Here is a 12,965-nt window from a genome sequence, read left to right on the forward strand (position 1 = left end):
ATTAACAACCCCCATCTACACGCAAAATTTGGCCGGTGATAAAGGAAGACTGATCCGATGCCAAGAATAGAATCGCATTTGCGATTTCCTCTGCCTTACCCAAACGTTTCATATGATTATTTGAAACGGATTCTTGAAGCAATTCCTCACTCATTCGACCGATCATATCCGTTTCGACTACGCCTGGAGCTACCGCATTAACGCGAATTTGATAATCCGCAAATTCGTCTGCTAATTTTTTGGTAGCGCCTATCAAAGCCGCTTTGCTTGCTGTGTATTCCAATTGTCCAGGCCCTCCATCCAAACCTGCAATAGAGGCTACATTCACTATGCTTCCTGAACGATTTTTGCTCATTAACCTTCCAATATATTGGATTAACTGCATGGAAGAAAAGAAGTTTATGTTAAAAATCTCTTTCATGGAATCCAAAGGAGTCATTAAGAACAAAGAATTTGTAGGAGTAACACCTGCATTGTTAACCAGGATATCGATTTTTTGTTTAGAAGAAAAAATCTCTTTTGCAGCCTTTTTTACCTGTTCGGAATCGGCAAGATCAAAGTAAAGAGGATAAATCGAAACTTTGTATTCATTTTGAAGGTTTAAAATAAAAGCTTCAAACTCTTCTGAAGGTTTTCTGCAGCATGCCCATACGGAACAACCATTACGCGCAAAAACTTCAAGAGTACTTTTGCCGATTCCTCTTGAACAACCAGTAATTACAGCCGTCTTCCCTTGAAGAAGCATTAGATTCCTCCAAACTTATTCATACATTGAGCAAAAGTCTTGAGTTTAAAAAGCAACTTCATACTTTTTCAAGATTTCTTTACCTTTTTCATAAGTACTGAAGTCGATAATATCGTCCATGTCCATCATGATATCAAATTCGGTTTCCAATGCAGCTACCAACTGCATATGTCCGATTGAATCCCATTCTTCAAAAGTATTATATTCAAGCTTTTCAAATTCTGTGGTGTCAGGCAGGTTAAAGCTTTCGATAAAAGCCTTCTTGTATTTTTGTTCGTTCATGTTTTTCTCTCCTTCAATAAATGTCTGTATTTTAATATTATGGCGAATTAAACAGGTAAGCGCAATGTCTTTTAAATGATTATTGTACACTTTTGAAGGCTTAAAAAGCCAATAGATCCTATTTAATAAGCTTTTTATAAAGTAAGTAAGCAATGAGTGACAATCCGCTTAACAGCATGCCAAGAAAAACAAAAATGGCTAACCCTGCAGAAATCGGAAGCTTTGTTAAACTCGAAAACACACCCTCAAGGCGGTTACTTTCGTAGTTCACTTTAAAAACCAAATCACCTTGTTGTTTTTTGTTGTTTACAAATAGCTCTCCACCCTCATAGGTTTCTTCATTCGACTTCCATAATGTGATTGCATTTCCAGGAATGCCGTCCACTGAAGTTATCCTGATGAAAAATTGTTTGCCTTTAGAAGACCGGATCACTGGGACATCAAATTTCATATAAGCGTTGTCTACAACCGTTGAAGTATTTAATACTTTCGAAAAATAGGATTCTTTATTTGCATCTAACAATTCAACTTTAATAAGCGAAGAATTTTTTCTTTTGTACGTAGATAAAAGAAGATCGAAAGAAGATAAGTTATCTTTATCGAAATAAAAGCTTTCTTCAATTTGATCTGCTTTTGTCAATTCTCCGATCGGAGTCTCAGAAGCACCTTGATTGATATAAGGATGTACATTTGTTTTAAATAAATAAAAACTAACCGTTCCTAACAAAAGCATAATTAAAACGATAAAAATTGACATGTTTTTTTTCATCGAATATTCTCTTTTCAAATGGGATAGTAATTAGGCAAAAGAAGCTTAAATACGGCGTATAAATTAAGAAAAAACAATGCCCCTACCATACCAACATATACAAACGGTCTTAATTTAGGTGTTATCAATTTAGAAATCCCTAAACAAGAGAATAAAATAATCGGGAACAAAGCTGTATATACGTACCTGCCTTGGTACTGAAAATCAGAAGTGTACGAATAGTAAATACTTAGCATAAAAGCTAATGGAATCAACATGAACAGCGCTAAAAAAATAGAGTTTTTATAAACCTGTTCCATTTTCCCTTTTACTGAAAAGAGCATACGCTGGAGGGGCTTCAGACTTAATAAAATAAAACCTAAGATTGCAACAAAATGAAGCGTTGAAATCCTTATATAGAAAGATAGTGGGAAAGCCGTATCCATATGGCCAAACATTCCCCAGAAACTACGATAAGTACCAACCAGCCAACCGCGTTCTATAAGCATGTCTCCTATACTAACTCCTTGTCTTTGCATTGTGAGACGATTCGAAGGCTTCATTTCTTCGGTTGCCAGTTTTTCGGATAACTGTTTACTGTAATTTACTCCTAACATATCTCCATCATAGAGCATGTAATTTCTAACAAAAAACCATCCACTGATCATAACAATAGGGATAATTAAAAAAAGAAGCTTTTTCCAAAATCCAGTTTGCTTTTTGTGGAAATAGTGAAATAAGAGAAGCATTACAGTGACTGGGATGATAATGTAGCCATTCAAATAAGTTAACAAACAAATCGCCAAGCTAATCCCGGTATATACGTAATTTTTTATAGCCCAACCTTCTCGTTCGCCTTTAACCCATGTAAATATAACAAATAAGTTAATAAGTATGGCAAAAGAGTCTTGATTTACATATGAATTCACAAATGCATAACCAGGTACAAATGCAAATATCGAAGTTACAAAGTAAGTCAGATTGTTGCCCAACTTCAAACCTTTACAAATTTTAAAAACAAGCATAACCGATAATACGCCTGAAATTACAGACACGAGCCGAGGAACCAAATACAAATTTTCAATGTCAAAAAAGAAATCCATAATGATCATAAGCACTCCACCTAAAAGATAAGGCAGATAAGGTGTAGTGGCGTAGGTTGTGCCATAGCCCCCATAGAAAAGACGTTCATCCCCTGCTACAGGGAGCTCATGATATTGAAATATAAAGTTACCTACATCGTAGCGTTGAATTTCGTCAGGTGCTTTACCGAAAGGAATAGTTATAGCCCATAAAGAATAGAGAAAAAAACATAGAATCATTAAAAAAAACAAAAAGTAATTGGGAGTTATTTTTTTGAAAAGATTCAATTGAGTTGTCCTTTCTTTCAAAAATTTTTTTTGTAAATCTATTCTTCAGCAGATTCGGTGTTTTCTTTTTATCCTTTTATTTGATAGGAAGAATCACTATTTAAAGAAAGATTCTCATTATAATAAGGGTCTTTCTTTATGATTGCGTTCCAATTTTTCTCCATATACAAGATCTCTCTTTTAAAACGTTCCTGCTTTGCCGGCGTATCCTCGGCCCCACGGGTCTTAGATTCATGATGGTATAATTCAATACTGTTCAAACAGACGTTATTGTATTTTTTGTTTAACAGTTTTAAACAAAAATCAACATCGTTGAAAGCAACCGACAATTCCTCTTCCAACCCTCCTACCTCCAAATACTTCGACTTTTGCACCATTAGGCAGGCCGCTGTGACTGCTGCGCAGTTTCGGTTGACCAGCAACGCACCAAAATAGCCGGGATCATTGTAATGGCAGGTTCTAAAGGCATGTCCTGCAATTCCTCCCAACCCCATGATTACTCCTGCATGTTGAATAGTTTGATCCGGATAAATCAGTCTTGCTCCTATTGCTCCATTTTCTTCTTGCTGTGCATAACCCAACAGTTCTTCCAGCCAGTTAGGACTAATAACTTCAATATCATTGTTAAGAAGAGCAATATATTCTCCTTTTAAGCGCCTTATTCAATCAAAAATATTTATGGAAAAATCCTCCTTAATCTTACTCAAATTAATATTGTAATAAGGATCTTTTTTTAATGCGGAAGACCACTTTTCTTGCATCAGATCAATCTCTTGCTTAAATCTCTTCTGCTTTTCAGGTGTATCTTCATACCCTCTGCTTTTAGACTCGTAATGATACAATTGAACATGAGGAAGCCAAACATTTCGATATCCGGCCGTCCAAACTTTCAAACAAAAATCCACATCGTTAAAAGCCACTTGGAGACTCTCTTCAAGACCCCCGACTTCCAAATAAACTTCTCTTCTAATCATAAGACACGCTGCCGTAACCGCTGCGTAATTACTAATCATCTTGAGACGGCTAAAATAACCGTTATCCGTTCTTCTAAAATGCTTATGACTATGTCCGGCTACTCCGCCAATACCCAGAACAACGCCTGCATGCTGGATCGTATCGTCAGGATAGTATAAGCAAGCTCCTACCGCTCCCACTTCAGACCTCATAGCTTGTCCAGCCATTTCCGTCAGCCAATCGGGAGATATAACTTCTACATCATTGTTCAACAAAAGAATCAGCTCAGCTTGGGTTTGTTCTACGCCAAAGTTGTTGATTTTAGAATAATTAAAGGGAATATCATATTCGACGTATCTAAATCGCTCCCCTTGAGCCCTCTCCCACTTCTTGTAGATATCAAAAGTCGCAGGATTGTCGCTTCCGTTATCTACGACCAGCACTTCATAATTTTGATAATTAGTCTTTTCAAAAATAGAAGTTAAACACTGGTCTAAAATATCGGGTAAGTTCTTATTGGGGATGACAATCGAAATCGAAGCTTCTTTTTGAAGACGATAGTGAACATGATAGAGGTTAGCCATCCCTTGCACTCCTTCTACCCATCCATTAATATTTCTTCTGACCAAAGCATCTTCTACAGCTCTCAAGCCCGAGATATGAGTATAACTTTTTGAAGAATCCATTAATGCCGTGGAACCTTCGATTGTTCTCCAATGATAAAGAATTTTAGGAATATGATAAATAGCTTCCGTCAATTCGCTAACGCGGAGCACAAGGTCGTAGTCCTGGCTTCCTTCGTAGCCCTTTCTGAACCCGCCTACTTGTTCGACCAGACTTCTGCGATAGATACTGAAGTGGCAGGTATACATCTGGGACAGCAGCAAGTCAGGCGACCAATCGGGTTTAAAATAAGGCGAATGCCGCATCCCGTCCTCGCTGATCTTGTCCTCGTCACTGTAGACGATATCCGCTTCCGGGTGTTCGTTAAGAAGCTTCACATTTTCATACAGGGCATCAACGGAAAGCTCGTCATCATGATCAAGCAGCCCGACGTATTCGCCTGCGGCAACTTCGAGACCCGAATTCGAAGACTCTGAAATATGTCCGTTTTTCACTCGAAACACTACTTTAATCCGACTATCTTTTTGTGCATATTCATTCAGGACTTTTTTGATATGCGGCTTGGTCGAGGCATCGTCCGCAATACACAATTCCCAATTCGTATAGAGCTGGTTAAGAACAGAATCAATGCATAATCTGAGCCATTTTTCGTCTACGTTGTATACAGGAAGAATAATCGAAATCAATGGCTGATACGTGTATCCTTGAATTTCTTGCTTGATCCGTTCAAAGTCCGCATGAGTCAGTTGATGATTAAACAGCCAGTTTTCATAATTGCCGGCGATTCCGTTCGACTGGTGCCCGGAGTATTCTTTAAACTTCACCCAGGCCGCTTTTGCACCGCTTGTACGGAGAACCTTAATGCCTTTGCGAATCATTTGTCGGGTTTCGGCATGGGCAAACCCTTTTTGAGCGATCAATTTCCAAACCGATCCCAGCACGATTTTTAAACGTGTCGTCTTTTTGAAGCGAACATTTTTAAAAACAAACTCGGCTTCATCTTCTCCTGGATCAATTCGCAAACTTCGAGTTCCGGCAGGAATATATACGGTTACCGAACGCTTGGCTGCCCCTCTTGGAATTGCCGAGAATACGGTGCTCTCCGATTCTGAAAGCCCTTGTCCGCGATCCCAATACATTTTCAAAGGAATAACCGATTCGGATTCGGACTCCCACTCTATTTTGTTCCAACCGGCAAAATATCTTCCGCTCACCAAAAAGGCCGGGTCGTTACCGTGAGCTCTCCATTTCCCGTTTGCTTCCTCCAAATGGGAGATCGGCTGAAGTGCAATTTTCGTTCGAATACCTAAAAAACCTGCTACGGCAGGAGCAATGCGCTCCCTAAGTCTATCTTTGATACTCAAAGTAATCCCCCTAATTTATCTTCTTCCGACCAGTTTTCTGATTAAAGATGCCAGCCTCCAAGATTTCGCGCTATAGATTTCCTCAAGCGTTTGCTTCATTCGCAAATTTTCCTCAACACACACCTGCAGATTGTGTTGGGCTTCCGTTAATTCCTGTTCCGCATGCAGCTTTTCTTGTTCGATCATACGAATTCGTTCCAGGCTTTCAGCTATTTCTTTTTCTCTATTCGTTTGGAGCTGCTTGATTTCCTCGTTTAGGCGTTGAATATTTTCAGCCTGACCAGCACTTTTCCCATTAAGATCCTTTACTTTTAAGGCCTTGTTTTCGATTTGCATCAAGAGGGCTCGCTCATCGTTCATAAGCGAAACCACGTCAAAACTTACAGACCCGATTTGCAGGGGCGATACAAAGGTTAAAATGAAGAAAGGGTCGTCGTTAGTAAAAACAAAATTCTCATTAAATGAAAAAACGTAGTTACCTGTCTGAGATATCTCTTTTATTCGCTGGCCTTCCGTATCTGTAATCAGCAGGTTCTCAATCTTGTAGATGCCTTTCCGGTCCGAAGGGTCGATTCGCAGAGAAGTTATGAACGTAGCTGAAGGCTCTTCCCATACGAACTTATGTATAGCGTTCTCTGTGTCTTTAACAATCTGAACGCTTTGCGTTTCGTTGAAGCCATTTCCGTCATCCCAGAAGAATTGAATCTTGTCGATCATGCCTGATTCTTTTTGAATTTGGACTTTTTGTGCGGATGCCAATGAAAAGAACGTGCCTTTACGAGCTTCCAAAGCTTGAAAACGCTCGGGCATCCGGTTCTGTACGCTTCTTCGTTCGATCAAATCCGACATTTCGCGTTCTTTGCTGTGAATATAAATCTTCCGGTAAGAATCGTGTACGTAATCGTCTTCGTAAAGATGCTGGTTATAAAAGCGATCGATCTCTGCCCGGTAATGATACAGGGCAGGCAAATAAGCAGCCAAAAAGTGAATCTCCATCATGCTTTCCCAGGTTTGCAGATTCCCGTGATTAAGCTTGCGATAATGACCGCCCAATTTGACCAAGTGTTCTTCCAGTTCGGATTGATCGGGAAGCCCGTTCTCGAAATGTTCGGCCAACCATCTGAAATCTTCGCCGAAAAACGTCTTATAAACGGCATTGGCGCGACGCTCGGCTTCGCTGACTAAGGGTGAAGCAAACGGAGCCGTGATAACGAAAAAGGCTTTGCTCACCCGATGAAGCTCATCAATAAAGTCTTCTCGCTTGCCGGGGGGGATATGTTCAAAAACGTCCAGGGCGACAACGACGTCGAAATCGGCATCTGAAAATTCCATTTGGGTAGCATCACCCAGCACATAATCGGGATGGTTCAGTAGTTCTTCCGGCAGCTCAATATCCAAGTATTTAATGGAATCATCGGGAAGAAATTTTTCCAAATTACGGTGTTCATTCGCTCCAACTTCCAAAATGCGAAAAACTTCACCAGGCTTCCGCAAGCTGTTTATCGCATCCACTACATTTTTATAGCGCTGATATTGATCGAATAAAAGGTCAATCATTTGACCACATCCCATTCATGATTGATATAGACCAAGCCTTCGGAGAAGTACTTGTTTGTAATCTTGAAAGTCAATTTATTCTCCTGGTAATGCAAACACACCAAGCCTTCGTTATTAAACAAACCTACATCGATACAGAAAGTTCCTCCCAGTAAAGGCAGATGCGGGATTATATATTTCACCCGATGTCTTCCTCTTCTTATTGGAATCTCTGCCTTTTCCAAAAAGGTATTGGGTCCAAAAATATATTCACGCTTTGGCGTATATATGGCGACCCCCAACAGAAGGTCGGAAATTTCTTGTTCGTACACGTCATAATCGACTTCAACTTCCAATCTTTCGTGAGTCCTGAAGTCCTCCTTATTGATTCGAACATCCGTAATAAGGGCCAGAACATCCGGATTTTCCGGCAGCACGAAATCATTTTCCGCTTCTTCCTCTTGAACGTGTATTTGAGATTCCCGTTTTTGCACATGGTCCTCGGTATAATTTTTCATAAAGTCTTCGTACTCGTCTACCACTTCGCTGGCTTCTCCCAACGCCTGTACCTGCCCATCTTTGATCCAGACCGCTTTATTGCAAAACCGTTTTACCTGCTCTACCGCATGCGAAACAAACAGAATCGTCGTCCCTTTCGACTTCAACTCTTTCATCTTGTCTATGCACTTGGTCTGGAAACGGATATCTCCTACAGCCAACGCCTCGTCAACGATTAGGATATCCGGATCCACATTGATGGAAACGGCAAAAGCCAGCCGCGCAAACATCCCGCTGGAATAGACTTTGACCGGCTGGTCGATAAATTCTCCAATATCGGCGAAGTCGATAATGGCCGCCATCCGGGGTTCCATTTCTTCGCGGGTGTATCCCATCATCAGGCCGTTGAGATACACGTTTTCCCGGCCGGTATACTCCGGATTGAAACCCGCTCCAAGCTCAAGAATCGCTGCAATTTTGCCTCGAACCTCGATTTGTCCGGCACTCGGCGTCAAAACGCCGGTAATCATCTTCAGCAGCGTTGATTTGCCCGAACCGTTTTTCCCCAATATGCCCAGCGCATCGCCTTGGTTTACGTCAAACGAGATTCCTTTGAGCGCATTGAACTCCTGATGATGTTTCTTTTTGCTCAAGGAGAGAGCCTCTTTCAAGCGATCGGTTGGTTTATGATATAATTTATAGGTTTTGACGACGTTTTTAATTTCGATAATCGGTTCCATGGTCAATTCCTCTCTAGAGAACATCCGAAAAATGAGGTTTCAGTTTTCTGAACGTAACGATACCCAATGTAAGAATCGCCAGACAAAGTACCCAGAAATACAGGGTCGCATAAGGTCTTTCATAAAAAAGGATGTGATCGACGAAAGAATCTCTAAACCCCTGAACAATATAAAACATGGGATTCATCTTGAACAGGGTCGCCCAAAATCCGGACAGCATTGTAACGGGCCAGCCAATCGGCGTAAACCAAAATCCGATTTGAAGAATAATGGTAATGATCTGATTAAGATCTTTGAAAAAAAGTACAATCGAAGACGTCAAAAAAGATAATCCCAATGCTAAAACGATACTGCAGAGCAAGTAATAAACCAACTGCAGATTATAGATGGAAGGATAATAACCGTAAGCCGCGTACACGACAAAAATGACAATAAGGAAAAATACGTGGACAAAAAGTGCGGATACGATTTTCACGGTAGGAAGAAGCTCTATCTTAAAAACAACCTTTTTGACCAGATAGCTGTATTCACTAAGCGCGTTCGTAGCTCCGCCGAAAGCTTCCGAGAAAAAGAACCATGGAATAATCCCGGCCAAAAACCATAGGATAAAGGGGAGTTCTCCTACATCCCCACTTCGTAGTCCAACTTGAAATACAAACCAGTAGGTGGCAATCGTGATTAAGGGTGTAATAAATCCCCACACTATTCCCAAATACGAGGAAGCAAACTTTGTTTTAAAATCATTTTTTCCGAGGTTCAGGACTAAACGTCTATGCCGAACAATTTCTTTGGCAGCTTCCAATGTCGTTCTCGCATATCTAAAAACAAAAGCGACTGTTGCTCCGAAAAGCAAACCGCTCACCGCGTTTTTAGCTGTATGGAAAGGGTCGTTTCCCGTTAAGGCCTGTTTAATCAAGGGTTGAGATTCAATAACAAAATAAGGATCTTCCCCTTCTGAACGCAGTTCTGCTTCTTCTATAGAAGATTCTTGTTTTTTGAGTTGATGACTATCTGCCCATTCCTCATTCAAAGCAATGGTCTTTTCGGAAATTGCAGATATTTTAAAGTTTCTCATTTCTACTTTGCCTGGGCGATGCCCCAAATCCATTCGGAATTCCTTCGTATTTGCAGGAATCTCGTACTCAAGCTTCTGCCAAACCCCCGGAGAATCATAATTCTTATGGAAAGAATTTTCTTCTGTCCAATCCGAACCACTTGCTATGTAGAAAAGCTGATAATCGTCTTTGACATCGGACTTAATTTCCGCCGAAACTTTGATAACGGCATTATCTCGATCATACGATTGCAAAACCATGAATCCGGTCGCCGTAAAAAGCAAAGCAAGGGCTATCAATATAATGCGTTTCTTCAGACTCATTTCTTTTCTCCTTAACCGTGCACAAATATGAATTGCTTTACGTGAAAACCAAAACTCTATTTTGTTCATTTCATCGATTTCATGCTAAAATACCCTAGTACATTCAAACAAAGGAGCCATCACCTTGACTAACCAAGTATACGGTAATATGTATGACGAGTCGAGCAAAAAGGAACGAATATCCATTGAACAAATGAATAGCGGATCCACTTTGACCTGGACTCTGGTATCAGCCCTCATTATATTCTTAATCTGGGCGCCTTTCCAACAGGGATTGTTTAACGGGCAGCAAGTTGAGTTCGAGCAGCCGATCTACTGGGCTGTCGTTTGGTCGGCTGCGCTGCTGCTCCTGGGCGTGGCGGCATTTTTCAAGCATATGCGCATTGCGGACCGCCGGGAGATTACGGCTGCGGGCGTATGGCTGCTGCCTCTTACGTATATACTCTCGTCCTTCGTAGCTGTTTCGCACTACCTGGCCGTGAACATGATTTTGGTCATGTGCATGAACGCCGCGTTCTTCACGATCGGGGTATTCCTGCTGCAGCATCGCGCCGCCAGCCGCGTTATGCGCGCGGCGCTGCTGTGGACCACGTATTTGATCGTCATTTACGGGTTTATCAACTGGTTCGGTCAGCGCTTATTTGCCGGCGGTTTAGTCGGTTGGTTCTCGCATGTGGTGGCAAACGGCGTTTATACGGATGCGGTCATGACGGATTCCAACGGCCTGCGTCTGACTTCGGTGTTCCAGTATGCCAATACCTATGCCGCTTTCCTGATGGCTATGCTGTTCGCGGTCCTGTTTACGGCCAGCCGTTCGCTGAAGCTGCATGACCGCCTGATACACGGGTTTATGCTGGTTCCGATCATCCTGTCGATCGCCTTGACGCTCTCGCGCGGCGGCCTCGTGATGCTGCCGGTCGTCTTCATCGTTCTGCTGCTGTTCCTGAAACCGGCACAGCAGTTGACCTGGATTATCAATCTGGTCATTTCGGCTGCGATCTCGCTGATTGTGCTGCAGCCCATTACGGATCTGGGCTTGAGCCTCAATCAAGTCTACAACGGCGGAGACGCCTTCAAGGGCTGGGCGCTGTTGATCGGAGCTTCCGCAATTGGCGCTGTTTTGGTCTGGCTGGTCGGACGCTATCTGCAGCCGCTGTTCGAACGCAAATTCGGAAAATGGTCGTCGCGCCGCGGTGCAAGTCTCTGGCTGCCGCTTGGAGGTATCGTCGTTGTCGCCGTGCTCGCTTTGCTGCTGATCGGAACGGGACTTCGCAACGCCCTTCCGGAGAACGTGCGTATCCGCGTCGAAAACATCAACTTCCAGCAGCACAGCGTGCTTGAACGGATTACTTTTTACAAAGACTCCATGAAAATGGTTGCCGACTACCCGGTACTGGGCGGCGGCGGCGGCGCATGGGCGGTCCTGTACGAGAAATATCAGAACAACCCTTATGTCAGCAACCAGACACACAACTTCTTCCTGCAGTATCTGGATGAGACGGGCATCGTCGGCATTCTGGTTCTGCTGTCGTTCCTGGTCTACGTCTTCTATCAATACCTCAGAAGTTACTACCGCGAGCAGGATGAAGAAAAGAAGCAGGGGCATTTCTTCTACTTCCTGATCGCATTCTCGATTCTGGCGCACAGCCTGCTCGATTTCAATATGAGCTACGTCTATGTCAGTATTCTGGTATTCTTCTCGCTTGGCGGCATGGCTGCGGCAATCCGTGCGGTTCCGCTGCTTCGACACAAAGAGATTGCGGATACCAAGCCTGCGGAAAAAAAATCGTCCGGAAGCGGACTTCCTGTTCTGTACTCGGTCGCTGCTGCGGCTGCAGCCGTCGTTCTCCTTGTCGTGTCGGGAAGATATGTCGCGGCCGCATCGGACACCCAGGAAGCTTCGCGCCTGCTTCAGGGTTCCGAACAAAAAAGCTACGAGCAGGTCAGGGAACCTTTGGACAATGCGCTTAACGTTCGGCCGACCTATCCGACAAGCGTCGTTCAGCTGGCTGCCGTACTCCAGAGCGTATACAACAGTACGCAGGACGCCAATTACTTGAACGAGGCGGAGACTTTGCTGAAAAAAGCGCTTGAACGCGAGCCGTACAGCAAAGACATCATAAATCAGCTGTCCGCGATCTATATGTCCAAAAACGATACCCAAAGCAGCTTCGACCTGCTTGCCGATAACCTGGAGAAATTCAACTGGGATATGAGCTGGTATGAGCAGGTGATCGGTCAGTCCGTGACAATCGGCTACCTCGCCTTGAATACGGGAGACCTTGAGGCGCAAAAAGCGGCTGCCCAGCGCGGCATCGATGCTTACCGGCATATGCTGGCCAACGTCGAACACCTCAAGACGCTGCCGGAAGGCCAAATGCAGGGCCGCGAATTCACCGTGACCCCTGCGATCACACTGAATGCCGGCAAAGCCATGTACCTGAGCGGACAGACGGAGGAAGCGGCAGCCACACTCAAAGGTCTGCTTACCGAAGAATATGCCAACCCGGAAACTGCCGAAGCGGCCCGTTGGTATTTGATTGCCCTAAAGAAAATGGGACAGGAAGATCCGGCCGTCTATGAAGCGTTAATCAAAGCCGATCCGGCATCCAAGGAACAGATTGAGATGACTGCGGCCATGAAGTTCTAGTATCAATAAACGAATAAAAAAAGACGTTCCGCATCATAGATGCGGAACGTCTTTTTTGCGCTTTGCCACTTCGGCT

The 12,965-nt window shown here is 43.1% G+C and carries 10 protein-coding genes; 1 reads left to right on the forward strand and 9 read right to left on the reverse strand.

Going from position 1 to position 12,965, the window contains the following annotated elements; all coding sequences use genetic code 11:
• Position 1: 1 nt before the first annotated feature.
• From HOP44_RS20850 to HOP44_RS20890, 9 genes are all read right to left on the reverse strand, one after another.
• Positions 2 to 745 carry an SDR family NAD(P)-dependent oxidoreductase gene (locus tag HOP44_RS20850; protein WP_172257018.1) on the reverse strand — a complete coding sequence of 248 codons (744 nt, stop codon included), beginning with the start codon at positions 743 to 745 and terminating at the stop codon, positions 2 to 4.
• Positions 746 to 790: 45 nt separating this feature from the next.
• Positions 791 to 1,027, reverse strand: coding sequence for a phosphopantetheine-binding protein (locus HOP44_RS20855; RefSeq protein ID WP_172257020.1), 237 nt, complete (start codon positions 1,025 to 1,027; stop codon positions 791 to 793).
• A 118-nt stretch (positions 1,028 to 1,145) separates the two neighbouring features.
• Positions 1,146 to 1,796, reverse strand: a complete 651-nt coding sequence (locus HOP44_RS20860; protein ID WP_172257022.1) for a hypothetical protein — start codon at positions 1,794 to 1,796, stop codon at positions 1,146 to 1,148.
• Positions 1,797 to 1,810: 14 nt separating this feature from the next.
• Complete coding sequence (locus HOP44_RS20865) at positions 1,811 to 3,145, reverse strand: phospholipid carrier-dependent glycosyltransferase (protein WP_172257032.1); 1,335 nt, start codon at positions 3,143 to 3,145, stop codon at positions 1,811 to 1,813.
• Between the two features lie 68 nt (positions 3,146 to 3,213).
• The gene (locus HOP44_RS20870; protein WP_172257034.1) at positions 3,214 to 3,726 is read right to left on the reverse strand and encodes a glycosyltransferase family 2 protein; all 513 of its coding nucleotides are present in this window, start codon (positions 3,724 to 3,726) and stop codon (positions 3,214 to 3,216) included.
• Positions 3,727 to 3,807: 81 nt separating this feature from the next.
• Positions 3,808 to 6,087 (reverse strand): glycosyltransferase family 2 protein, encoded by a 2,280-nt coding sequence (locus tag HOP44_RS20875; RefSeq protein ID WP_172257036.1) that lies wholly within the window; start codon positions 6,085 to 6,087, stop codon positions 3,808 to 3,810.
• A gap of 15 nt (positions 6,088 to 6,102) precedes the next feature.
• Positions 6,103 to 7,644 (reverse strand): class I SAM-dependent methyltransferase, encoded by a 1,542-nt coding sequence (locus tag HOP44_RS20880; protein ID WP_172257038.1) that lies wholly within the window; start codon positions 7,642 to 7,644, stop codon positions 6,103 to 6,105.
• Complete coding sequence (locus HOP44_RS20885) at positions 7,641 to 8,861, reverse strand: ABC transporter ATP-binding protein (protein WP_172257040.1); 1,221 nt, start codon at positions 8,859 to 8,861, stop codon at positions 7,641 to 7,643. Before HOP44_RS20885 ends, HOP44_RS20880 begins: the two co-directional genes overlap by 4 nt.
• Before the next feature lie 13 nt (positions 8,862 to 8,874).
• Positions 8,875 to 10,239: an ABC transporter permease gene (locus HOP44_RS20890; RefSeq protein WP_172257042.1), complete on the reverse strand. Its 1,365-nt coding sequence runs from the start codon at positions 10,237 to 10,239 to the stop codon at positions 8,875 to 8,877.
• A gap of 274 nt (positions 10,240 to 10,513) precedes the next feature.
• Here HOP44_RS20890 and HOP44_RS20895 point away from each other — a divergent pair, with 274 nt between their 5' ends.
• Complete coding sequence (locus tag HOP44_RS20895) at positions 10,514 to 12,889, forward strand: O-antigen ligase family protein (protein WP_246369984.1); 2,376 nt, start codon at positions 10,514 to 10,516, stop codon at positions 12,887 to 12,889.
• Positions 12,890 to 12,965: the final 76 nt, after the last annotated feature.

The sequence above is a fragment of the Saccharibacillus deserti genome, from assembly GCF_013618475.1.
Lineage (GTDB): Bacteria > Bacillota > Bacilli > Paenibacillales > Paenibacillaceae > Saccharibacillus > Saccharibacillus deserti.